Source organism: Parabacteroides faecis (genome assembly GCF_014647375.1).
Lineage (GTDB): Bacteria > Bacteroidota > Bacteroidia > Bacteroidales > Tannerellaceae > Parabacteroides > Parabacteroides faecis.
The window spans coordinates 147,563-172,956 of the sequence record NZ_BMPB01000016.1 but is presented as its reverse complement, the minus strand read 5'-3'; the positions used below and the strand labels follow the sequence as shown (position 1 = coordinate 172,956).

The window sequence follows — 25,394 nt, the reverse complement described above, 5'->3', positions numbered from 1 at the left end:
TCTAAATTATTTGATCAAATCAGCACGACCCTGTACTTCTGTCAGTACCTGCTTAGCAATAGAAGAGGATACCTGAGCATAGTGAGAGAACTGCATTGAAGATGTTGCACGACCTGAAGTGATAGTACGAAGAGCTGTTACATAACCGAATGTTTCAGCCAGAGGTACTTTAGCTTTCACTACACGTGCACCGGTACGGCTTGTTTCCATACCTTCTACCTGGCCGCGACGTTTGTTCAAGTCACCGATAACATCACCCATACTTTCTTCCGGAGTAACAACTTCCATCTGCATGATCGGTTCCATCAAAGCAGGACCTGCTTTTTCAGAAGCACTCTTGAATGCCTGGATACCTGCGATCTCGAAAGACAACTGGTCAGAGTCAACCGGGTGGAATGAACCATCGATCAAAGTCACTTTCAGTTTATCCAACGGATAACCGGCAAGGATACCGTTCTTCATAGCTTTTTCAAAACCTTTCTGTACTGACGGGATAAATTCCTTAGGAATGTTACCACCTTTTACTTCGTCGATGAACTGCAGAGTTCCTTCGAAGCTTTCGTCAGCCGGCTCAACGCGAACGATGATATCAGCAAATTTACCACGACCACCAGACTGTTTCTTATAAACTTCACGAAGTTCAACAGATTTAGTGATAGCTTCTTTGTAAGTAACCTGAGGTTTACCCTGATTACATTCAACCTTAAATTCGCGGCGCAGACGGTCAACGATAATATCCAGGTGAAGCTCACCCATACCGCTAATAACAGTCTGACCTGTATCTTCGTTAGTCTGTACACGGAATGTCGGGTCTTCTTCAGCCAATTTAGCCAATCCCATACCCAGTTTATCCATGTCTTTCTGAGTCTTAGGCTCTACAGCGATACCGATAACCGGATCCGGGAAGTCCATAGATTCCAGTGTGATCGGATGATTTTCGTCACACAGCGTATCACCTGTACGAATATCTTTGAAACCAACACCTGCACCAATATCACCACAACCGATCATTTCCATCGGGTTCTGTTTGTTTGAGTGCATCTGGAACAAACGAGAGATACGTTCTTTTTTACCAGAGCGGGTATTCAATACATAAGAACCGGCATTGATAGCACCTGCATATACACGGAAGAAGCACAGACGACCTACATACGGGTCTGTTGCGATCTTAAATGCCAAAGCTGTCATCGGTTCTTCGAACAACGGCTTGCGGATAATCACTTTTTCAGGATCACTAGGATCTGTACCTTCGATAGCAGGAGTATCTTCCGGAGACGGCAGATATGCACAAACTGCATCCAACAGAGTCTGAACACCCTTATTCTTGAAAGAAGAACCACAAGTCATCGGATTGATCTGCATAGCCAATGTTCCTTTGCGGATCGCTACATTGATTTCTTCTTCAGTTATAGTAGAAGGATCATCAAAATATTTTTCCATCAAAGCGTCATCGCATTCTGCCAGAGCCTCCAACATCTTATCACGCCATTCTTCAGCTTCAGCTTGCAGATCAGCAGGGATTTCTTCTACGCTATATTCAGCACCCATTGATTCGTCATGCCAGAAAATAGCTTTCATTTTAACCAAGTCTACTACACCTTTGAAAGTTTCTTCAGCACCGATAGGAATCTGGATAGGACATGGACGAGCGCCCAGTACATCCTTCATCTGACGGATCACTTCGTAGTAGTTCGCACCTGAACGGTCCATTTTGTTCACGTAACCGATACGAGGTACATTATATTTATCAGCCTGACGCCATACGGTTTCAGACTGGGGTTCAACACCACCCACTGCACAAAAAGTAGCAACAGCACCGTCCAGTACACGAAGAGAACGTTCAACCTCTACTGTAAAGTCAACGTGTCCCGGAGTATCGATCAGATTGATCTTATACTTGTTACCCAAGTAATTCCAGAATGTAGTTGTAGCAGCGGAAGTAATTGTAATACCACGTTCCTGCTCCTGAGCCATCCAGTCCATGGTAGCAGTACCATCATGTGTTTCACCGATCTTATGCGTCAAACCTGTGTAGAAAAGAATACGCTCAGAAGTCGTAGTCTTACCTGCATCGATGTGCGCCATGATACCGATGTTTCTTGTAAACGTTAATTGTTTATCGTTTGCCATTGTATATCCTTTATGCTAAATTAAAATCTGAAGTGAGCGAATGCACGGTTAGCTTCAGCCATACGATGCATATCTTCTTTTCTTTTGAATGCGCCACCCTGGTTGTTGAAAGCATCTACAATCTCTGCAGACAGCTTGTCAGACATCGTCTTACCACCTCTCTTACGTGAGAAGATAATAAGGTTCTTCATAGAAATTGATTCTTTACGATCGGGGCGAATTTCAGTAGGTACCTGGAAAGTAGCACCACCTACACGGCGTGACTTCACTTCGACTTGAGGAGTAATATTGTCGAGTGCAGCTTTCCAAATTTCGAGAGCAGACTTTTCTTCGTTAGGCAATTTAGCCTTAACGTTTTCCAGAGCGGAATAGAAAATTTCGAAGGCAGTATTTTTCTTGCCATCATACATTAAATGGTTAACGAATCTCGTAACCTTTACATCACCGAAAACAGGATCCGGGAGGATCTGTCTTTTCTTTGGTTTTGCTTTTCTCATTTTGTTTCAAAAATTTCGTTTTTGTCTTTGGTTGCCTTTTTAATTTTGTCTTCAACGGTTCCGCTGAACCATTTACTCAACCTTATAGCCTATCCAAATAACTCAAACCAGCTTTAATACTTAATTTAAATTCTCAGTTTGAAAGGGTGATTTTTACTTCTTTCCTTTTGCTGGAGCAGCACCTGCTTTAGGACGTTTTGCACCGTATTTAGAACGACGCTGAGTACGACCGTTAACGCCAGCTGTATCCAAGGTACCACGTACAATGTGATAACGTACACCAGGAAGGTCCTTTACACGACCACCACGTACTAATACGATTTCCCGGAATGTAAGAGTTTACTTCTTTACCATTTGTCAAACGAACTCTCGCTACTTTACGCATTGCAGAGTTAGGCTTTTTCGGTGTTGTAGTGTAAACACGTACACAAACGCCACGTCTCTGAGGACAAGCATCCAATGCAGGTGATTTACCTTTTACCACCAAAGTTTCCCTTCCTTTTCTAACTAATTGCTGAATTGTAGGCATTTCTTTTTCTTTTTAAACTTTGAATGTGTTATAATTATATTTATCTCTTTTTTCTATTTCAGGCTGCAAAGATACGCATTATTTCCGTATAACCAACGAGTTACGGGTGTTTTTCTACATAACTTGCGCTAAAAACGGTGCAAAGTTACATAATAGTTCCCGTTTGTTTCTGTTATAGAACAGGTGAATTCAAACTATTTATTATTATTTAACAACAAAGCCCCGCTGGCTTAAAACCAACGGGGTTTGTCTTGTGTCTGCCTTCTCTCTTCACAAAGATACTAACAGAAGAACTTTATTTTATTACTTTAGTATTAAAACTGCTTATTCACCCATCACGGAATACTTAGCCGGGATTATATGCAAAGCGCAACAGTCCCTACTGCACAGTTTATTTTTGATTATAAATATCTTTTAGTTAAAGGGCAGGAATCCTACCCTTTAATTTTCTATTATTCTTATTTTACAATTGCTTTAACAGCTGGTTCACCTTCAACAGCTACAACTACAACACCCTTCGGAGCATTAAATTCAACTTCGTTAGAAGAAATAACTGTTTTAACAACTGATTTTCCTAATACATCATAAACTGAGACAGACTTACCTGCTGCATTACGGACAATAACCTTTCCGTTATCACCAACTACAGATATAGCAGTTACACTGGAATTGATATCTTCGTTTGCAGTCGGAATATCAAATGTAATATCTGCAATAACATTACCGCCATTCAGTTTAGAATCGCTGGTAGCAATAACACCTTTCGTCGGAATTACACGACTTACACAATCCATACCTGTTGTCAATGCCGGAATTACCCAAACATCATAAGTGATATTATTATGAAGTCCTTTAATCAAGGTACCATCATAAAGACCAGACATACTTGATTTAGCAACGTCCCATGAAGCAACAAATGCTGTTGCATGTTTAGATGTTTCATTATAAGCTACAGTTTCAGCAAATCCGATCTGTCCTGATTCAAGTCCCATATTCCAGATATTAACGTTAGTCCACTGTGCCTGATCATATTTTTCTGCTCTGTAAGGATCTGTCTTTTCTGTCACTTCCTGACCAGCAGCAATCAGATCATCACGTCTACCCATATGAGTGGACGGAGTAGAGAACTGGAATACATCCATTGTGATATTACCTTGTTTCAAAGTAACAGTATACAATGTATTAGACTTAAAGTCATAATTAAACCATTCTGCAATTGCTCCATAAGGTTCAACTATATCATATTGTGAAACAATTGGTCTGGTTTCAATCACTTTACCAGATTCTTCCAAAACCAAATAATAGTTAGGAGAAGAGATATCGAATATATCTTTATTCAATTTACTAGCCGTACCATTGAACAATTCAACAGCCAACGTTCCATTATGAGCATACACTTCTGAAATAAAAATAGAAGAAGACTTCTTATTATATTTAACAAGTCCCACTACAACTTCATGTTCAACCTCACCTTGTTTAAATCCGGGCTTCCATGTCAGATTAGCACGATCACCCTGAATATCACCTGGCTTGAATGCGTTCAATTCCGGACCAACCAACACGGTTTTGAATGAAACATTGATTGTACTGTCTACAGAGCAAAGTACCGGAACGTTTACAGTCAGCGATGTCAATGTATCACAAGGAGCGGTAGCGGACGGTTTAGCCTTGATCGTAACAGGAATAGTTACATCACCACCAAGAACTGTCATCAAATCTTTGATACGATATTTAGCATCTTTTACAGGATAAATATCCTGATTACTATTTGTGAAGAAGATAGTCGAACTATTTGTTTCATCTACCGGCCAAACAAGATCTTCAAACGGAAGTTCACGACCTACAATATTAATTGTTTTTTCTGCAGTTGTACCAAAAACAATCTCACCCATTTGCATTGGTTTTTTAGCTGTATTGATAACTGCACCATTCTCATCCGTAAAGAACAGAACCGGCTTCTTAGCATCACCATGGATAACAGAGAACAAAGAATCTGCCTGATAAGTATAGCCTGCATCGTAGAACAAACCAGATTCGAATTTTTTGACTTTTTCTACGTCATCACCTAAATTTCCAGTATAGTTTTCACTAACTTTAATATTTTTACCCATTACATCACGTGTATTGAACAACGTATCCTTAACAAGGTAAATCAAATCGCCCATACCATAGAATTTAGTATCCTTATGAGCACTACGTTTTCCAATACCGAATTTCAGATCTTCGTAAATGAACTTTCTCAGCACATTAGCTTTGTGTCTGGGTTCGTAAATCAACGTATCGAGGGCTTTATCATTGGCTGACGGAGCAAACTTAACATTGATTTTAGCATAAATTTCACCATATTCGTTAGGAACGATCGTCATCAGATGATTCTTTTTATCTACACTGAAAGTACCATAAGCTTCAGAAGCTTCATCCTGTGTATAAACAAATGAGGTATTCTGATTAGATAATGTAGAAACCTTTACTGTATCGATCACGTTAATACCAGCGATCACAAATGATGCGCTATCACCGCTGATGCAAGTATTGATATAAGAAGTACCGAAATCGTTCGGGAACTGTTCGCCATAAACCTCATCACTACCCGGTCCATCTTCCCATTTCTGGAATTTATACCAATCCTTATAGTTCTGAGCATAAATATTCGTAACAACGCCACGATCGGTCAGACCTTTTACCGGCAAAACATTATGACCTTTTGCGTCAGCTGTTATCACTTTAAAGATTTGAGTTTCGCCACCATTATAGTCAGCACCTGCCCATTCTTCTGTATCAGCAACATACTTCATATTGATTTCGAGACCTTTTTCTTTAACAGCTTTAACCATAGCCACATTGTTCAGGTCAATTTCAAAATATAAAGTATCGGTATAAGCACCGCCACGGAAGTTTTCATTGGCTGCAATCTTGGCACCGGTAACAGGGTTCTTAAAGTAAGCGACATCAATACCATAAGAATCGGAAGCCTTATAACGGAAATCATTAGAGGCTGCATTGTCTTCCTGATCGATAGCAAACTTCACGATTGCTTTATTATCAACTGTCGGAATCAGTTCACTAGCATGAATGAAAATAGTATCTACACGAGAAGTACGTGCACTTTCCGGAGCATTCGCTTCAAACGGTGCATAGAAATAACGTTCGTAATGACCCTTTAAATCACCTTCATTCAATACTTTACCATCAGGTAACTGCATAGCTTCAGCAACCGAACCGTTAGATCCGTAAGTAAACCATACATATTGGTTGTTGCCTGTCACATTCAGATCATTCGGATAGATAGCACCCAAATTCTTTTTAACATCCTTATCAACCAAATCTTTACCGGTGTAATCGTTTGCATCAATGTTGCCTTCGAATTTCAACGCTCTATTCAAGCCAAACACTTCCTGGAAATCAATGGATTGTTCCAAGTCTGTTGAGACGTTTCCTCTTTCGTATTTAACAGCAAGCGTAATTGTCTTATACTTTTCAGTATTCAAATTTCCGGAATTAGTCAAGAATGTTTCGTCAAACTGGTCATTTTTTACAAAATCATTTGCGTCAGACTTTCCATCCTTATTTATATCGATCAATTTACCATCCTTATCATAAGCATAAAAGCCAACAGCTTCACATTTTGGCTGTAACGGTTTTCCGCTGTTATTTGTCAGATTAGCGATCCAATCTACATCATTAGTAAATTTAGGTAAGTTCTTCACTTCCAAACCTGCTTCTTTTGTCTGATCATATTCATCAAATGCCATTGTCGAAGGCTTGATGATAAACGAAGGAACAGATGTACCATCCAACTGAGCTTCAGCTAAAGATGCATCACGAGCCACAATTTCAGCATTGATATATTTAGAAGCATCAAAATCTTTCACTTGCTTCGGAGCAAATTTGATATCGAATGCAGCTGTGATATACTTCTTATTACCATCCTTTCCGTCATACGTTTTATCCAGTGTGAACAAACCGTCAGATTTACCACCAGCAGTCAGCTTACTATTGTCTATTTTAATCCAGTAAGTAGTTACGCCATCTTTTGTTTCAGAAGTTAAAAGATGCCCTGCAGGCAACTTAGTTTCATCCAAGGTAAACGGATAAGCTATCGACAACTTATAAACAGATAATAAATCCAATTCTAAGTTATCAGTAGTAAGGTCTATATTTTCAGCTGGGTTAAAATACTCAATACGAGTATACAATTTATCAGAAACTTCATAACCGGCACCGGCATTAAGTTCTTCTGCAAAAACAGCCGGAGTCACATACTCTTCAATTTTACCTGTTGTAGAGAACAATACTTCAGGACGCTGATAAGTAAAATTCAAACCTTTAACAACTGTTACAGGTTCATTTTTATCCTGTGCTTCATTATTATCAGCTTCCGATGCTTTTTCATTAGTAATTTGGAATACGATCACTTTATTAGCCAAACTGTTTTTACCACCATTTGCATTTTCATTCAAACGGATGGTATATTTAGATCCGGCCAAAATACCAGCATTGTTTGCAGTATATTCTATAGAAGATGTTGCATCAAGCTGCTGTCCAGATGCTGTTACAGCCGCAATATTCAGATCTGCAGCATCACCTGCCCCATTCAAAGCATAAGACTTTGCCGTAATTTTCCATTTAATATTACGGTTGGGAGTCTTACCTTCTTTAACTTTAGCAGCATAAATATCAAATTCAATGCTTGTCGGGTTAGATAATCCTTGTGTGTTAAGAGTCAGAAATACTTCACCATTATTCTGCATACCCGGGATAATACCCAAACCTCCGTCAAAAGAACCGTAAACAGGTGTGATTTTTTCCCATCCTGCTGCTCCTTCTTCCAATTTCGTACCTGCAACAACATTCGCTTCTGCAACACCATTCTTACTATCCGTATCAAAAGCGACAGAAATACCAGGAACAAGACTGTTCAAAGTATTGCTAAATTGATAACGCGCATCTCCAGCGGTTTTAACGTTATCCTTATTCAAAATAAAACCTGGAACTTTTCCCTTAACGGCAAAATCAGCCTCTTTAGGCCATGCAAAATCAGCCTGAGTCTTATCATACCATTTAGGAAGATCTTGTGCATTTACCGAGAACGCAGTTCCCAGCAAAAGACATCCTACAAGCGTAGAAAACTTTTTGTTCATAATTCTAAATTTAATATTAATACTAATGTTCGTAATGTTCTGTATTCTGTCGGACGCTCAAATGTTAATGACTAGATTAAACGTCCCTTTTTTCTCGTCATTTTTTAGAGTCCATTTTGACTTCGTAATAAAAAACCGCTTTTTTGTACTAGGATTGTTATCTAACTGATAAGAAAGAATATAGGAAAGATAATTTTTACTCAAAAAGGATTGTAGATTTGAAAGGAATGATTACTTTTGTTGACGAGAAAAAAGGGACGTTTAATTCAGTCATCACTTTTCATCATTTTTTCTGCACTTATATTCTGGATATCAGATTATTACTTTCGCATTTTTTTAAATCCCCCCAAATGTTAAATTGAAGTATAGATATAGATTAATGTACGTGTACATATATAATAACACAATCCACCTTTCAGGTTTCAGCCAACTTATCACACTGATTGTCAGCTCGTAAAACTGAAAGATGGATTAATACCGTTTTGCTCTCCGTCAAAGAGCATTTCCTCTCTTTTTGAGGAGAAATGTTAATTTATCTTTTTTCACCCCCAAAAACGCCTTTTACCCCTGTGCTACCACCAGATACAAATTACCGTTTTCAGTATGTTTCCGTTCAATTCCCAGGGAAGAAAGAAGCTTTCCGAAATTACCTGCCGATACTGAACGCATCGCTGCCGGATTGTGCTTTTTCAATCGCAGGAAAATCTCCGCGGCAGATAACATCAACGCCTTCTCGCCATATCCGGCAGGACGGAAACAAGATTTGAACACCTCCTCTTCCACCGGATGCTTATAAAACGCCTCATTGGCCGTCATGATCTCCGCCTCCTCTTCGGAAGTGAACCAATAGCGTTCACCTGCTGCCAACTCTGCTTTCAGTTGCGCATAAAGTTGGCGATAATCAATGGCAGAACAATCAATTTTATGTTCTATCTCCACACAAAGGAAACGCCGGCTACCGGTTGGGTCGGTCAGTAGCTCTTTCTGGTTGGATGTAGCAATAAAAGAAGCGACGCGAGGCAAGGAACGGTAACTTTTCTGATGTGCCTTACGAATACACGGATCGACCACCTGCATCAGATTCTTCAACAAAGCCATCTTACGGGAAGTGAATTTATCGAACTCATCCATATTGATCAAACCGAACTCAGTCAGTTTACGTTCGGCTGCAGATTGAGCCGTCAAATCGAAACAATCCGTATAATATCGTTTCAACTCACCGGGCAATAATAATTTACAAAAAGTAGACTTTTGCCGACCTTGCACGCGGCTGACCAACACCGGCGAAACGCTGTTCGAATGCAAGCGGTCTGTTCCCAGCCATTGTGCCGCTATCCCCAGCAACCAACGGCGAAACCCTCTCACCCACAACCCGTCCGATGAGACCCGGCGTGCCAAAGGTATGACCCGGTCTGTCCCGTCCCATTCCGGCAATTCTTCCATAAACAAACGGAACGGATGATATTCAGAAATACTATCCGATAACACATAGCGCGACACATCCCTGTCCCAGCAATCGATTCCGTTTTTTCGCGCTTCGATACAGAAACTGTTTAATTCGCGCTGTCCAACAGGGTGGAAACCAACCGAAGGAACGTTCCGCTTCCTGTATTCCGTCTCTTCCGTCAGCATGTTGAAACGAAAATCATACTGTTCTTCCAAAAACTGCTCCATACAGACCATCATGCCGGTCCCTTTTTGCATAGAACCGTCTTTCTTAAGGGGTGTAGTAAGCTGCTTTGAAGATATTTTCTCCGACACAGTTTCCGCCACATCATTTTTCCCGGCAAGCATCCGTCCAATGAACAGACGATACCATTTTTCAATCATTTTTTTCAGCATATACATATAGATTAATTTAGTTGTTTTCCACGAATATACTACCGTATATCAAGGTTTTACAAATTTACAGGCAACTATTTTCTTACAATCTCATCTACCGGAAAAGTCGGTAACAAGTATTGCAGAAGTCATATAGAACTGTTACTTTTGTAAGGAAACAGTAAGCGTTCGACAATTGTAGGACGAAAGTTTTACAGTTATCGAATAATCGATCTACAATTGTGAAAAGATCGCTTTATAATTGTCAAACGATAAATAAGTAAGCATTCAGACAGGAATTATTCATTAATACAGTAAGAATATGTCAGCAGAATACGACTTCTACAAAAATCCCATACCGAAAGGAAGCAATCGAAAACCGCGCTTGCACGCCCGTATCGTGCCGAGAGGCACAGTCGACTCAGATATGCTTGCAGAAGAAATACACGATGCCAGCAGCCTGACCACCGGTGATGTGGAAGCAACAATAACCATGCTAAGTAAAATGATTATTCGTAACCTGAAAGAAGGGAACAGGATACATATCAAGGGACTGGGGTATCTTGAAATGACTCTGCAATGTCCTGCGATAAAAGATCCAAAGGAGATACGCGCCGAATCCATCCAGTTCAAGTCGGTGGCGTTTCGTCCGGAAATAGGGTTGAAAAAAGAATTGAGCACCACCCGGTTCGTCAGGGCGGTCTATAAAAAGCATTCGAAGAACCGCTCGGCAGCAGAGATAGACGAATTATTGACCCGCTATTACTCTACTCACGAATCGATCGCCCGTCAGGAATTCCAGCAACTCTGCGGATTCACAAAAGGGACAGCCAATCGCCGCCTGGCCGAATTGGTAAAAGAGGGGAAATTGAAGAAAGAAGGGCTACACAAATTCCCGGTTTATGCTCCGGTACCGGGAAATTACAGAAAATAAGGCAAATCAGCCACCCTTCAGCCAAACCGTTTGTTTTACAAGGCTGAAAGGTGGCTGAAACCTGAAAGGACAAACTCCGTATCTACTTACAGTGATTTATTAAAGCCTTCATATTTTACAGTCCACGAACCATCCTGAGGAAAACCCGGTGCCTTCATAGCCGGGCAACCATCCCATCCGCCTGCCATCATAGCGATAGCCGTGAGCAATCCACCGTTTCCGGGGAAATAAGGGAAAGGTGCCCTGCCTCCTCCGACAAGACCATGTTCGTCAAAATCGAAAGCCGGGTAATTCAGCAGGTAATCAATCGCTTTATCCGGATGAGATAAACGAGCCGCACACATGGCGAGCATCGGGAAATCCCATCCCCACGTATCATGCAATTTCCAGGTATTATGAACCTTGGATAATGTCTTGTCCATGACCGGTATATCGACTCCGTCTCCCGGCAGCATGCCATAGGTTCCGATCAATGCCGGATGCTCAAAAGAATATTTGGTCCACATATCCTGAATACCTTCATGGGTCACATATACACCGTCTTCAACCGGCAGCGGAGATAGTTTTTCTTCGACCCGCTTCCAGTTTTCCTCTACCGGAAGTGAAAGACGTTTACGCCATTCGTTAGCTACCCGTAAACCGAATTTCCAATAACTCAGTTCAAAGGCCGGATTCATCGTTTCTTCAGGCTTTGTATTTTCAGAAACGATAAATACAGGAGGACCTAAGACATACTGATCCCGATCTTTCACATAGAAAGCATAATCGGCCATAAAATCAGCCGTACCGAAAATAACCTGTTTCCATTTCTCCAGGGTCTCCCGGGTAGGATGCAATCTATAATCCAACTCTGCAAAATAAATCGGATGGGGTTGTTGCCAGATCAGTGTCGCATGGATCAGGTTAGGCCATTCACGATCGAAATCTGCCGTACATTTCGGCCAACGGGCACCCTGGTAACCCTGTCTTTTAGCCCTCTCTACAGAAGTCGGCAAATAATCACGGTAAACGGAAAGCGATTTATCCAGCAAGTCCCAACGGTTCCATAACGCATAATGGACCCCATGCCACCAAATCATTTCAAAATGGAAACGACCGTACCAACCGTTATTGACCAGTCCGCTTTCCTGAGGAGGAAGCGAACCTGCCTCATTTATCTTCATTACGAACTGGGACAATACGATCCTTCTCTCCAATTCTTTCCAGCGGGGATCTTTACTGGCGGACAGGTCGATTGCCGCTCCCGACTCCCAGAAAGATTTCCAACCTGCAGTACTTTCTCCGAATATCCGGTCGGCCGCCGGTGCTCCTTTTTCCTCTTCACGGGAATAAAGACAGGAAAAGTCCAGACGGTCGGTATTTTCGGGACAAAGTTCAAAATGATGGGGAGTATCCCCGGCTGTCTGTTGCAGGCGGGCCGGAGATGTCCATCTCAGTGTAGTATAATAATGTGTGTCGTCGATCTGCCTGGCAATCAGTACACGGTCCTTCGCTTGTTCTTTAAGAACGGTCTGATGCCTCTCCGCTTGGTCGTTGGTTCCCAAATAGTCCTGAAACTCGGATTTTACGGGATACGGAAATTCGAGGAATACGATCAATTGCCCTTTACGGATCAGAGGACTTTCCACAGAAACACCTACCGCATCCGATGTCGGATGACAAGCTGTTTTGACTGAAACGGGAATGCCATCCAACTTAAACTGACTGTGAATAATGCCTGTCCACAAGTCCACCTCCTGGCGGGTATCCGACAGATCGGCTTCGGTCACCACTGTTCCATCCGGCTTTGTCAGTTTCAACCCGATACGTCCGAGGTTAAAACGGTGCGGATTTCCTGCCAGCCACGCCGAAAGTTCCGGTTGTTCGGGATTTGGAAGTTCATAAGGGACATCCCTTCCATGCGTATCCATCGTAAGTCTTTTAAAATCCTCCACCTTACACCCCTCCGGCAAAGGGAAACTATGCCAACTCCACTGCGACATCGTATTGAAAGGAACGAAAGTCTGTAACCCGGTAATATCCACAGAAAAGGCAAACTCTCCGTTACCTACCTGAGCCGGACTCCGGGGATCGGTCTTCGTTGTCACGATACGATGCCTGTCAACAACAGCCTTGCGGTCGATCTTCACCTGACCGCTTATGCCTGCACTTGCAAACAAAACACAAATAAGAACACTAATCAGTTTTTTCATTGAGAATTAATTTATTATTAATAACCTGGATTTTGCACCAGCGAACCTTCGCTCTTATCTATCTCCGTACGGGGAATAGGTACCAGCTTATGCTGTTCCAGGAACGACCGCTTCAATAATAATGAAATTTCATACGTTTTGGAGCCATCTTCCTTCTTTTGAATATTCATCGCCAGCAGATCCCTGTTCTCTGTCTTATCGGCAATTCCCCATCTTCTTACATCAAAAAAGCGATGTCCTTCAAATGCCAGCTCTACACGGCGTTCGTTCCGGATCTTATCCCGAAGCTTTTCGCCTGAAACAGTAACAGGCGGCATATTCACACTCTGGCGGCCACGCACTTTATTGACATATTCACGAGCCTGCTCTTCATTCCCCAGCTCATACATAATCTCTGCGTAATTCAAGTAAAATTCAGCCAATCGGAAGAATATCCAAGGATTTTCAGGCTTTACGGACGACCCTGCAGGTGGAATAGATTCGACCATGAACTTTTTGAAAGCATAAGCCGTCTTCGAGGCATTCCATGAACCAATACTGCTCTCCGGCGAATCGAGTCCTCCATGCCAGGTTTCCGTTTCCCGTCCGGCCCACATAGAACCATCATGCAGGATCGAAGCATCCAGACGCGGATCACGTCCGGCATACGGATTCGACTCATCATAGCCTGAAGCCGGATTTATCTTCAACGGCAACTCCTCATTCAGATAGGGTAATTCACCATTCGTCATCTCATACGCATTCACCAGATTCTGCGTCGGATTCTCTCCGGTAAAACCATTAGAACCATTACGACCGTTCCACAACATAAAGTCTGTAGAATTAGCCTGTGTAAAATAACGCGCAAAGATTATTTCATCATTGTCTTCCAGGAAGACAGACTGATAATCATTACCCAAACTATATCCGGCATCCAAAACGGCCTTCGTCGCTTCTGCCGCTGCTTCCCATTTTTCTTTTGAATGGGAAGGATTATTCTGCTCGCTGGCCGCATATAATAAAACTCTCGCTTTTAAAGCTTTACAAGCATCACCTGTAGCACGTCCCAATGTCTCGCCACTCGATTTTGCAGGTAATAAAGAGATCGCTTCATCCAACTCCTTCGTGATAAAATCCACACAATCGCCATAAGAATCGCGTGTCACCTTATAATCCTGATTCAACTCGAACAAGCTTGTGATCAAAGGAACGTCGCCATAACGCCAAATCAGATTCGCATAGATCCAGGCACGGATAAACTTCATCTCCCCTTTCATTCTGTGCTTTAAATCCGTTTCAACCGGAGCATCATCAATCCGGTCGAAAAAAACATTGATCGAACGAATATTACTATATGCATTACTCCAGTAATTGACCTTTACGGAAACACCTGTCACATTATCAGAGGTCATTTCTCCTTTCTGGACAACCCACATATTTCCCCAGTTATGGATACAATATGTTTCGTCACTCGCATCACTCAGCATATCCTGTCCGAACTCATGGTAAATAGAATTATAAGAAGCATTCACATAAAGTTCTATCAATGCACTGTCTTCCCAGACATCGGCATCCGAAACTTTATCCAAAGGTTTCATATCCAAAACATCACAGGAATTGAAAGCTAATACAGCCGCTAATATATAGATTATTTTTTTCATATCAAATAGTATTTAGAATGTTACATTTATACCGAAGTTATATGTCCGTTGTTGTGGATAATACCAGAAGTCAGTCGTTTCCGGATCGAATCCTAATTCTTTCATATGATCGTAAATGATAAAGAGGTTATTCGCACTGAAAGAAACCCGCAGATTCTTCACCCATAACTTCTCACAAACAGAAGCAGGCAGCGTATAACCGAACTCCAGGTTTTTCAAACGGAGGAAACCGGCGTTCAACAGCCACTGGGTCGAAGCTTCCGTATTATTATTCCACATGCTCGAACTTCCACGCGGCATAGAAGCCTTGGGATTTTCAGGTGTCCATCTATCATTGGCACGCCATTCCATAAAGTTACCCAGTGAATAACTCATTACCGGGAAATAACTTCCGAAATATTGTTTTGCGTTTTCCTGTCCCTGGAACAGCAATGAGAGGTCAAAGCCTTTATATTCGAAATTCGCATTAAAGGAATAGACAATTTCGGGAGTACTTGTCTGGTCCACACGGATACGGTCTCTCGAGTCGATCTGTCCATCCTTGTTGACATCTTCATAGATGATATCCCCCGGTTGTGCATTCAATAAATGAGGCAACGACTCGATCTGTTCTGCCGATTCAAAAATACCAATTGCATGATAGTATAGTTCAGAGCCTATCGGTCGACCGGTTGCATACTGGTAAGGTTCTGCAGCCGGTTGCTCATCACTGAAAATAACCTTGTTACGGGCAAAGGAAATATTTGCCGACAGTCGGTATTTCAGCGGATTTGCATAGTTTTCATGAGAAACGATCATTTCAAATCCTTTATTATCTACAATACCTATATTCTCATCCGGCAACTTCAACCCTGTATAATCCGGGATAATAGCCGAACGTTTTGTCAGGATATTGGAACGTCTGGTTTTAAAATAATCAAACTCAATCCCCAGTAACCCATTCCATAAGCGGGAGTCAAAACCGATATTGGTCGTCTTGGCTACTTCCCAGGTGATATTAGGATTTGGAACACCGTTTTGAACCAGTCCGGTTACATCGTTCTTTCCTATTACATAATTACTACCATAACTATAAGTTGTCAGATACTGATAAGCTCCCACCTGGTCGTTACCCATTTTTCCGTAAGAACCGCGTATCTTCAGGTTATCCAGAAAAAGCAAATTCTTCATAAACGGTTCTTCCGAGATTCTCCACCCTAAAGAAAAGCCGGGGAAGAAGCCAAACCGTTTATTCTCCGGAAAATTAGGAGAACCATCCCGACGGAAAGTAAACTGTCCTAGATATTTCCCTGCATAATCATAAGATAAACGTCCGAAGATATTCTGCCGCGCCGTCTGTGACGAGCTACCATCATTGCTTTGCTTATTTTTATCACTGCTACCGGCAAAAATTTCCGGTATCGAGGTTGAAACATAATCACCTCTGTAAGCCTGAAGATAGTTTCCTTTCGTTTCACTCTGCTCATAACCAATCATGGCACCGACATGATGAGCGCCAAAGGTCTGGTCGTAATTAACCTTTGCCGTCATATACAGATTAGTCGGGTTTTCATATTTCTCCGACAAATTAGCTTTATCGCTTCCCATACCAGAACGTCCTTTATACAATTCACCTGTATTTTCATCCTTATAATAAACATAATCAGGGGTCTGGAAGTCTTTGGTAAAAACATAGCCGGCATCGTAACTAGCACTACCATCCAGCCACAGACCTTTCACCCAGGGGATATCCAGCTTGAAGGAAACCGTACTCTGAAGGGCTGTAGTTTTTATATCTCGTGTTCCGCCGGCATCGCTGACCATATTCAGGATATTTTCACTCCCACGGTTAGGCATCAACTTATCGGTTCCGGGCCAATAAGGTTGCCAGCTGGGCAGATATAAAAAGATATGGCTATAGGTTTCATTCGTCGAGAAAAACGGATAATGATTGTCATCCACTTTTCCTGCCAGATTCATCCCTATCTGAAGGTATTTTGTTACCTGCACATCGATATTGGAACGCAGATTGTATAATCTGACATCCGTTGTTCCATTCTTATAATGTCCGCTTTGGTGAGACTCACCCAGCGACAAATAATATTTCAAACGTTCGTTACCTCCCGATACCGATAAGTTCACCCGATGCTGCGGCGTCAACTTCTTGGTAATAAAACCATACCAATCCGTATTCGGGTAATTCGGATCCGAACCGTTCCTGTATTTCTCCAATTCATCCGCAGTGTATCTCGGAGCACGTCCTTCGCCTTCTTCTATTTCATTATATACTTTAGCATAAGTATAGGAGTCGGCCATTTTAGGGGTACGTGTGGATTCCGAAAATCCTTGATTGTAAGAAAAATTGACAGAAGGCTTCATGGTGTTTCCGCGTTTGGTTGTTACCAATAAAACACCATTGGCTGCTCTTGCACCATAAATCGCTGCCGAAGCATCTTTCAACACAGATATATTTTCAATATCATTCGGATTGATCTCACCCAGACCTCCGCGTTCCACACCATCGATCAGGACCAGAGGAGAGGAATCTCCCGTCGTACTTTTACCACGGATGAAAATGGACGGATCGTCCCGCCCCGGTTCTCCCGAACGGTTATTGATAATAACACCGGGCAAACGTCCTATCAGAGAGTTAGCGACATTGATCGACGGACTCTTCATTACTTCGTCTCCTTTCAATGAAACAACCGACCCGGTAACAGATATCTTTTTCTGTGTACCATATCCTATAACGACAATTTCATCTATCTGTTTTGAATCTTCATCTAATTGAACAGCCATAGGTTGTCGGTTATTGGCAGATATTTCTTTCGGGTTATAGCCGATATAGGTTACCTGCAAAACGGCATCAGCAGCAACCGATAATTCAAAATATCCGTTCATATCCGTAACTGTGCCATTGGTCGTTCCCTTTTCTACGACATTCGCTCCAATAATACCTTCCCCGCTGTCGTCTTTGACATATCCACTCACTTTCTTTTGAGTCTGTTCCGTTGCTTTCTTCAAAATCAGATGATTTCCTGATACTTCAAAAGATATTTTAAGCGGAGGCAGCACTTTATCTAAAACCGATTTGAGAGTTTCATTAGTGGAAGTCACAGAGACAGGCAAATCCGAATTGATCTCATTATAAAAGACAAATGTATAATCTGTTTGTTTCTCTACAGAAGAGACCAGTTCTTTTAAGGTACTATTCTTTAGTGACAAGGTCACTTTCACGGATTGGGCAAATCCTACATTGGTAAAAATTATTGATAACAACGTAATTATTAACGTTTTTCTTATCTTAAACATCTTCTTAAAATTTAAGGTTATAATAAAAATCGTATCTTTGCCCTTGAATATAAGCTCCCTATTCTATTCATTACGACGAATAGAATCTTCGAACAAGAGTTATATTGAAGGTCGCAGGCATTATGAATGACGGTTCATAATGCCTCTTCTTTACTATACCAACAGGCAAGTAAAGGGGCATCTGCTATTTATATCTTATAGTCACCTCCTCTCCGTTTATTTTATAGTCTATAGGAGTTATCTGATCAATCAGTTTCAACATCTCAGTCAATGACTCCGTTTTCAGAGTAAACCAATAAGAATAAGACGAATTTTCATTCTCCAACCTGATCTTTACCCCATACCAACGTTCAATTTTCCTAAAGACGTCATAAAGGGAATCTCCTTTAAACTGCAATTTATTCAACATCCAGATATTATAAGTCTCTGCATCGAAAGCAGAGACATTCCAGCTGATATCCGATTTAGCAATCTGAACTTTCTGCCCCGGGACCAACCTGGTCAGCAAGTCATGCTCCCGTGTAGTTTCCACAGAGACACTTCCCTTATCCAAGGCCACTGAAATAAAGGGATCGGCAGGATAATCAGTCACAGAAAAACATGTGCCGTGCACCAGGACATTGACTGTACCGGTATTCACTATAAATTCATTCTTCTCATCATGCACGACATCAAAGTAAGCTTCGCCCTCCAGTTTTACCAATCGCCGGTTTTTAGAAAAGTCTGCCGGATAAGTCAATTTGGAATCGGAATTCATCCATACCTGTGTCCCGTCAGGCAGTATCAGCTGGGATTTTTGTCCGGAAGGGACGATAAATACCGCTTCTGCAGTCAGATCATTTCCATTCGTACGATAAAAGGCGGAAAGCCAGACAGAGAAGGAAAGTCCAACCAATAAAGCGATAGAAGCCGCAACAGCAACAGCTTTATATAGTTTCTTCCTGGTATATAAAATTGTCTTTACCGGTTCATTGATCCGGGATAATATGTTACCCCACATCTTCTCACTGTCAGGCACTACAAACCTGGAAAAATCAGCATGTGCTATTTCCCACTCATGCTGATATTCCCGATACAATCTTTCATTTTCCGGTGATTGGGCGCGCCATACTCTCACTTCCTCCGATTCCTCCTCAGAAGCCTGGTTTACGAAGTATTTCGCCAATAGTGTATGAGGTATTTTCTGATCCATTTTTTATGTTTCTATATAATAGACACATCCCACCAAAGAATACCCTTAAAGCAAAATAATATTTTTTCTGATTTCCTGAAAATTACAACAAAGTGAGCAGGAACATGAAGATATCTCCTCCTTCTTTATAATGTGACAACATCCTCTCCCTTATTTTTTTTAACGCGATACCCATCTGGGCTTCAACGGTTTTTACTGAAATATCTTTCTCTTTCGCAATCTCTTTATAAGTTTTTTTCTCATCGCGGCTCATCAGGAAGATCTCCCGGCATTTAGGGGGTAAAGTCTCGATCGTATCCTGTAATAATAAAAAAAATTCTGCCCGGTCGATACAATCCTGCGCCTGCCTTTCTTCCAGTTCCATTTTAGCCCATCGCTCCAATACGATCGTTCGTGTATGTTCATTTCGCAAGTAGTTCAACATTCTGTTCCGGGCACTGCTATACAGATAGGTTTTGAGATAAGTAATATTCAAATTGGCGGACTCTTTCCAAAGATATACAAAAACATCCTGTACGACTTCCTCAATAGCTTGCTCATCGTGAGTATAGTAATTGAGAAAATAGCACAGTTTTTCATGGTACAATTTATATATACTATGGAACTCCTGTTCACTCATCCCCTTAAATATTAGACGAGCAAATATACTATATTATTTAGTTATCTGAACCGTTTCTCCAATTCTTCGTCGGTCAGCAGGGAAATGATCGTCTTTCCATCCGGTGTCAGATTGGAGTCAGGACAGGAGAATAAGGTAGCGATCAGATGATCCATTTCATCTGCCGACAAGCTTTTACCCGGACGTATGGCGGCTGCTTTAGCCAGAGACAATGCGATTGATTCGCAAATCTCTTCATGCACCTCACAACCGGTCTCGATCGCCCGGTTCACAATATCCTTTATCAGCACCACCTGATCCACATTTTCCAATCCGGACGGCAATCCGTTGACTGCATAGCTGTTGTTTCCCAGGTTTGACAATTCAAAACCGATAAAACGCATATCCTCCAGCAAAGCGGGTAATACGGCTGCTTCAGCTGCTGTAAATTCGATTATTTCCGGGAAAAGGACTTGCTGAGATGCCCCCTTCTGCTGCCGCATATTATTCAGATACTGGTCGAACAAAATACGGACATGTGCCCGGTACTGATCGATCAAGGCCAATCCAGACTTTAACGAAGTAATGATGTAACGGCCTTTGTACTGGTAACAAGGAGTAATCGTGTCGGCAAACAAGGCCTCGCCACCTGAAGACGGCTGAACCGGTTCCGGCATAGCATTTGCCTCTGTATCGATCACCTCTCCCATCATCTCCAGATCTTTACGCACGGCATCCCGATCACTCTCAAAACCCTGGTAGAGTTGGGACCAGTCGAACTCCGACTTCCGGGAAGACGAAGAGGACGAAGCCGATGACGATGAAGGAGAATAAGAAGACGGAGTAGCCGTCGACTTGAACGGATTATATCCCGAATCGAGCTGCACGGTAGGAGCTTTAAAGCTATCAGCCTCCTTGATAGGATTATAGACAGGAATATCTATCGCATCTTCCACGTCAAAATCAATGGTAGGAATAGCACTCGATTTGGCAAGTGCCTCACGGGTGGCCGCCATCAGGATCTGCCAGATAGGCTGCTCATTTTCAAATTTAATCTCGGTTTTGGTCGGATGGATATTTACATCGATCGTAGAAGGATCAAGCGTAAAATAGATAAAATAGTTGGGTTGTTCGCCGGGAGGGATCAACTGTTCATAAGCCTGCATAACAGCCTTATGGAAATAGGGATGCTTCATGAAGCGACCGTTCACGAAAAAGTATTGCAACGCCCCCCGTTTCTTAGCAGAATCGGGACGGCCTACGAAACCGGAAATAGTAACCAGCGAGCTTTGTGCATCCACAGAAAGCAATTTCTGGTTCAGGTTTTTGCCATATACATTGATGATACGCTGGCGCAGACCTGACTCCGGCAAATTAAATATTTCCGTATCATTATGGTTCAGTACCAAACCGACCTGCGGATTGACCAGCGCGATCCGTTCGAATTCGTTGATAATATTGCGAAACTCCGTCTCATTCGATTTCAGGAATTTACGGCGGGCTGGTACATTAAAAAATAGATTCTTGATCGAAAAAATACTACCCTCGGTACAGGCATCCGGCTCTATATCCTCCAGGGTAGATCCGGCGATAGATAGTTTCGTGCCCAGTTCAGTTCCTTTCAGACGTGTACGCAGTTCCACATGGGCTACCGCAGCAATAGAAGCCAATGCTTCTCCGCGAAATCCCATGGTATGAAGAGAAAAGAGGTCTTCGGCCGAAGATATCTTGGAAGTCGCATGCCGTTCGAACGCCATACGGGCATCCGTTTCGGACATACCTTTCCCGTCATCGACCACCTGGATCAATGTACGGCCGGCATCTTTTATGTTCACCTGGATATGACCGGCACCTGCGTCGATCGCATTCTCAACCAGCTCCTTTACGACGGAAGCAGGACGCTGAATAACTTCACCGGCCGCTATCTGGTTGGCTATACTATCGGGGAGTAAATGAATTATATCGCTCATGACCAAAATAAAAACCAAAGTAATGCCCCGAGGATAGCAATGGCTAAGACCAGTTTAGCACTCTTATATTTACGGCTTCGTGCATCGTCGCCTCTGTCAAGGCTTTTTTTCAGATGGGAAGTACCTTCAACGAAAGTACCTTTAATCTGCGGCTTATAATCTTCCAGCGGTTCCTCCATTCCCATCTCGCGCTTAATTTTACGCATGCGTTCCTCCATCGCCTCTTTATGGGGATCCCAATAGATCGGCTTATGATTGAACTGCCGGGGCTTACGTGTATTATAAAATGAGAAAAGTGCCATGACTTAATAAATTTAATAATTAATGCTATTGCTCATGTTTAAACTTATTGCTTCGAACCGGGGCGTCTTCAACCTTCTTTCTCATCACCTGATAAATATCATCTTTGTTTTTCGGACGCAGGTAATCAAACCAATAAAAATCCTTCAGCGTTTTCTGTTCCGGCTTTAAGTCGGGTATCGGGGTAAGACTTCCCTGCGGACTGGGCCATATCTTCAACCGCTCAAGCGCATTCTCTTTCACCCAGATTGTCAGGAATCCGCTCTTGGTCTCATTCAAACCGATCATCGCCCCATTATCCAGCGGGTAGAAGATAGATTCCGCATTCCCTTCGACATCGATCTGCCGGACAGCCTGACCTTCAAAATAAGCTTTCAGGTCATTTCCTTTCAATTGATTATAATAAGACGAATCGAGATGCTGCACCGCAAACGCATACTGGATCACATGTGCATAATCGATCGTACTGTCATTCATATAAATAACGATCGTATCGCCGGATATCTGATATTGCTCATTCCATAGAATCGGATCCTTATACATATATAATATAGAATCACGCGAATTAAATTGCATGGAATCACAAACACCTTGCATATCGGTACGATAAAAACGTACACCATAAAAAGCTTTTATCTCACGGGCGGTCGAATCGATCGTCGTCATCTCGAGTGTATCGGCATGCAGATACAATGTATCTCCCTGTGAATACTCCAGGAAACGTGCACTGTCGGTAGCAAAAGCATACTCCGTCCGTTCATTATAAAAACCGTACTGGCCCTCCAGCGTCACTTTCTGGGCTGTATCACGCAGACACATATTCCCGAATGCCTCACCAAAACCGGCATCCTTATCATACGAAATAGAATCACCGATCAGGACCCTGTTACCCGAATAGACTTCAGACTGGTCCAACAACAAAGCGGTATTCGTCTCCGTATTATACCATCCACGGGAAGAGTGGATCGTTCCGCTGTCGGAAACAATAATGGAAGGTCCCAATATAGTTGCGATCTTCGACTCCGTATCGTAATGAAGCGTATCCGAATAAAGCGTGAAATTCGGATTTTCCAGACGTACGCTATCATTAAAAATAGCCAGCTTCGTTCCCGGAGAATATTGTCCGTAGAAAGAAGACAACTGATTCAGGGAGTCAACGATCAGACCTCCGTCGAAATAATAACCGATATCAGGAATACGTTCATAGTTCAAGCTATCGGTAAAAAGCGTCACCTGCCCGTTCTCCATACGAACATTTTCCCGCAGATAAGCGATCTGCGTATTCCCGTCATAAAACAGGTAATTTCCATACACGAACAAGGTATCCCCCTGCTCCATCCGCACATTGCTGAAAGCTTCCAACGAGTTGGTCGTCTCAAAAAAGTAAGCACTGTCGCAATACATGTATGAACTGTCATGCCGGAAAACGACATCTCCCCGCAAAAACTGGGCATCCGCCTTGACTTCCTTATCAAAAGACAAGGTGTTGGCATGGATCAGATACACCAATGTTTTTTGAGGTGTAACCGTATCGGCGGTAAGTGTCTCTCCCTGACGGGAGATAGTATCCTGTTTCATTACAGGCTGTATCTTTTTCTGCGGTTCAACAGTCGCGGTATCCACCTTAACGGGGATCGTATCCTGTTTAACGACCTTAGCTTTAGCAGATACCGAATCCTGCCTGACGGGAATAGAATCCTGCGTTTGTGCAAATACACAAACCGTCAGCAGACAGAATAGTCCTGTAAGAAAAAACTTGTTTACAATTTTCATTCTTTCACCCAACCCGGATACTTGAAATCGCAATTACGCCATCCTTCGGCAATACGTACATAGGTTGACTTTTGCTTTTTCTTGATCCACTCGTCCAATAATTCTTCTCTTTTCCGTTGTTCCACCAAATTCTTCATTGCCTGGAAGTCATCAGAAAGATTTGCCTTATGTTGTTCTGTACGGGATTTCAGTTTCACGATAGCAACCACTTCCTTTTGTTTGTCGGTAATCATGGTAAATGGCTTGGAGATGTCACCCACCTGCATATCATATACAATCTTACCTACTTCCTGGGGAAGTTCCTGCATTTCAAACTTCGGAGTACCGTAATTATTTCCTTCATGGTTCTGATTAACCATCAATCCCTTGTTGTTACGGGTGTCTTTATCATAGGAAACGAATGTAGCGGCTTCCTCGAACGAGAATTTGTCGGCTTTCAGATCCGTATACAGGGAATCCATACGCACTGTGGCCTCTGTCAGTTCCTTTTCAGATACTTTCGGCCTTAACAGAATATGGCGGCAATTGATACGGTTACCACGTTTTTCGATCAACTGGATGATATGGTATCCATATTCAGTCTGAACGACTTGCGACACACGTTTCGGGTCAGACAGGTTGAATGCCACATTTGCAAACTCGGGCACCAGGTCTGTCTTACTCATAAATCCCATTTCACCACCACGGGGTGCAGAAGCAGGGTCTTCCGAATATAAACGGGCCAATGTGGAAAATTCCATCTTACCGCTATTGATCTGTTCAGTAAAATCGCGCAGACGGGCCTTGATGGCATCAGTTACGTCAAACGGAATCTTCGGTTCAAACGTAATGATCTGCACTTCCACCGTTGTCGGGATAGTCGGAAGGCTGTCTTTCGCCAACTGGTTATAGAACTTACGGATCTCGGAAGGAGTCAGTTTGATCTCACCGATCAGGTTACGCTGCATTTCCGATACGATCTGCTGTTCGCGGAACTGTTCCTTTTGCTCGTCTCTGATCTGCGAAACCTTCTTTCCGTAATATTCCTCTAGCTTTTCCCTCGATCCGATCTGGTTGATCGCCCAGTTTATCCACTGGTCGGCCTGTTGTATCACCTGGCTTTCACTGGCCTCGATACTATCGATCTTCGCCTGGTTCAGGTACAATTTCTGTATTGCCATCTGCTCAGGAATCGCACAATAGGGATCGCCATCCAGACGCTGTCCTTCGTTCTGCATAAACAAACGTCTCGCTTCTACGTCCGAACGTAAAATAGCATCATCTCCTACCACCCACACTATCTCATCAATCACATTATCCTTATCCTGTGCCATTGCCACACAAGATAAGCAGGCAAGAAAGAATACAGTTAAAATCTTTTTCATCATATTACCTTTATAAGTTACA

The 25,394-nt window shown here is 42.4% G+C and carries 14 protein-coding genes and 1 pseudogene; 1 reads left to right on the top strand and 14 read right to left on the bottom strand.

The window, feature by feature from the left end:
- Nucleotides 1–6: 6 nt before the first annotated feature.
- The 5 genes and pseudogenes from fusA to IEY67_RS21705 all read right to left on the bottom strand — a co-directional run bounded on the left by fusA (nucleotide 7) and on the right by IEY67_RS21705 (nucleotide 10,139).
- Nucleotides 7–2,130, bottom strand: coding sequence for an elongation factor G (gene fusA / locus IEY67_RS21725; RefSeq protein WP_183672369.1), 2,124 nt, complete (start codon nucleotides 2,128–2,130; stop codon nucleotides 7–9).
- A gap of 20 nt (nucleotides 2,131–2,150) precedes the next feature.
- Nucleotides 2,151–2,627, bottom strand: coding sequence for a 30S ribosomal protein S7 (gene rpsG / locus IEY67_RS21720; protein ID WP_028730651.1), 477 nt, complete (start codon nucleotides 2,625–2,627; stop codon nucleotides 2,151–2,153).
- Nucleotides 2,628–2,780: 153 nt separating this feature from the next.
- Nucleotides 2,781–3,156 (bottom strand): annotated as a pseudogene (gene rpsL, locus IEY67_RS21715) (30S ribosomal protein S12).
- A gap of 458 nt (nucleotides 3,157–3,614) precedes the next feature.
- Nucleotides 3,615–8,297 carry a DUF6383 domain-containing protein gene (locus IEY67_RS21710; RefSeq protein ID WP_183672368.1) on the bottom strand — a complete coding sequence of 1,561 codons (4,683 nt, stop codon included), beginning with the start codon at nucleotides 8,295–8,297 and terminating at the stop codon, nucleotides 3,615–3,617.
- Between the two features lie 561 nt (nucleotides 8,298–8,858).
- Nucleotides 8,859–10,139, bottom strand: coding sequence for a VapE domain-containing protein (locus IEY67_RS21705; protein ID WP_183672367.1), 1,281 nt, complete (start codon nucleotides 10,137–10,139; stop codon nucleotides 8,859–8,861).
- Nucleotides 10,140–10,440: 301 nt separating this feature from the next.
- Between IEY67_RS21705 and IEY67_RS21700 the strand changes: the two genes are divergently transcribed.
- Entirely contained in the window at nucleotides 10,441–11,052 is a 612-nt protein-coding gene (locus tag IEY67_RS21700) for an HU family DNA-binding protein (protein WP_183672366.1), read from the top strand.
- Nucleotides 11,053–11,138: 86 nt separating this feature from the next.
- Here IEY67_RS21700 and IEY67_RS21695 read toward each other — a convergent pair whose 3' ends face one another.
- The 9 genes from IEY67_RS21695 to IEY67_RS21655 form a co-directional block, all read right to left on the bottom strand.
- Nucleotides 11,139–13,244: a hypothetical protein gene (locus tag IEY67_RS21695; RefSeq protein WP_183672365.1), complete on the bottom strand. Its 2,106-nt coding sequence runs from the start codon at nucleotides 13,242–13,244 to the stop codon at nucleotides 11,139–11,141.
- Nucleotides 13,245–13,261: 17 nt separating this feature from the next.
- A complete protein-coding gene (locus tag IEY67_RS21690; protein WP_183672364.1) occupies nucleotides 13,262–14,884 on the bottom strand; it encodes a RagB/SusD family nutrient uptake outer membrane protein in 1,623 nt (540 codons plus the stop codon).
- A 12-nt stretch (nucleotides 14,885–14,896) separates the two neighbouring features.
- On the bottom strand, nucleotides 14,897–18,175 hold the full coding sequence (locus tag IEY67_RS21685) for a SusC/RagA family TonB-linked outer membrane protein (RefSeq protein ID WP_183672363.1): 3,279 nt from the start codon (nucleotides 18,173–18,175) through the stop codon (nucleotides 14,897–14,899).
- 184 nt (nucleotides 18,176–18,359) lie between these two features.
- A complete protein-coding gene (locus tag IEY67_RS21680) occupies nucleotides 18,360–19,367 on the bottom strand; it encodes a FecR family protein (protein WP_183672362.1) in 1,008 nt (335 codons plus the stop codon).
- An 82-nt stretch (nucleotides 19,368–19,449) separates the two neighbouring features.
- A complete protein-coding gene (locus IEY67_RS21675; protein WP_183672361.1) occupies nucleotides 19,450–19,986 on the bottom strand; it encodes an RNA polymerase sigma-70 factor in 537 nt (178 codons plus the stop codon).
- A 41-nt stretch (nucleotides 19,987–20,027) separates the two neighbouring features.
- On the bottom strand, nucleotides 20,028–21,935 hold the full coding sequence (gene mutL, locus IEY67_RS21670; RefSeq protein ID WP_183672360.1) for a DNA mismatch repair endonuclease MutL: 1,908 nt from the start codon (nucleotides 21,933–21,935) through the stop codon (nucleotides 20,028–20,030).
- A complete protein-coding gene (locus IEY67_RS21665; RefSeq protein WP_183672359.1) occupies nucleotides 21,932–22,237 on the bottom strand; it encodes a hypothetical protein in 306 nt (101 codons plus the stop codon). Before IEY67_RS21665 ends, mutL begins: the two co-directional genes overlap by 4 nt.
- 25 nt (nucleotides 22,238–22,262) lie before the next feature.
- A complete protein-coding gene (locus IEY67_RS21660) occupies nucleotides 22,263–24,008 on the bottom strand; it encodes an OstA-like protein (protein ID WP_183672358.1) in 1,746 nt (581 codons plus the stop codon).
- Complete coding sequence (locus IEY67_RS21655; RefSeq protein WP_183672357.1) at nucleotides 24,005–25,375, bottom strand: peptidylprolyl isomerase; 1,371 nt, start codon at nucleotides 25,373–25,375, stop codon at nucleotides 24,005–24,007. The genes IEY67_RS21660 and IEY67_RS21655 overlap by 4 nt, the downstream gene beginning before the upstream one ends.
- Between the last annotated feature and the right edge of the window lie 19 nt (nucleotides 25,376–25,394).

Coding starts and splice junctions, on each gene's coding strand:
- fusA (WP_183672369.1), bottom strand. CDS start 2,130: ATGGCAAACGATAAACAATTAACGTTTACAAGAAACATCGGTATCATG.
- rpsG (WP_028730651.1), bottom strand. CDS start 2,627: ATGAGAAAAGCAAAACCAAAGAAAAGACAGATCCTCCCGGATCCTGTT.
- IEY67_RS21710 (WP_183672368.1), bottom strand. CDS start 8,297: ATGAACAAAAAGTTTTCTACGCTTGTAGGATGTCTTTTGCTGGGAACT.
- IEY67_RS21705 (WP_183672367.1), bottom strand. CDS start 10,139: ATGCTGAAAAAAATGATTGAAAAATGGTATCGTCTGTTCATTGGACGG.
- IEY67_RS21700 (WP_183672366.1), top strand. CDS start 10,441: ATGTCAGCAGAATACGACTTCTACAAAAATCCCATACCGAAAGGAAGC.
- IEY67_RS21695 (WP_183672365.1), bottom strand. CDS start 13,244: ATGAAAAAACTGATTAGTGTTCTTATTTGTGTTTTGTTTGCAAGTGCA.
- IEY67_RS21690 (WP_183672364.1), bottom strand. CDS start 14,884: ATGAAAAAAATAATCTATATATTAGCGGCTGTATTAGCTTTCAATTCC.
- IEY67_RS21685 (WP_183672363.1), bottom strand. CDS start 18,175: ATGTTTAAGATAAGAAAAACGTTAATAATTACGTTGTTATCAATAATT.
- IEY67_RS21680 (WP_183672362.1), bottom strand. CDS start 19,367: ATGGATCAGAAAATACCTCATACACTATTGGCGAAATACTTCGTAAAC.
- IEY67_RS21675 (WP_183672361.1), bottom strand. CDS start 19,986: ATGAGTGAACAGGAGTTCCATAGTATATATAAATTGTACCATGAAAAA.
- mutL (WP_183672360.1), bottom strand. CDS start 21,935: ATGAGCGATATAATTCATTTACTCCCCGATAGTATAGCCAACCAGATA.
- IEY67_RS21665 (WP_183672359.1), bottom strand. CDS start 22,237: ATGGCACTTTTCTCATTTTATAATACACGTAAGCCCCGGCAGTTCAAT.
- IEY67_RS21660 (WP_183672358.1), bottom strand. CDS start 24,008: ATGAAAATTGTAAACAAGTTTTTTCTTACAGGACTATTCTGTCTGCTG.
- IEY67_RS21655 (WP_183672357.1), bottom strand. CDS start 25,375: ATGATGAAAAAGATTTTAACTGTATTCTTTCTTGCCTGCTTATCTTGT.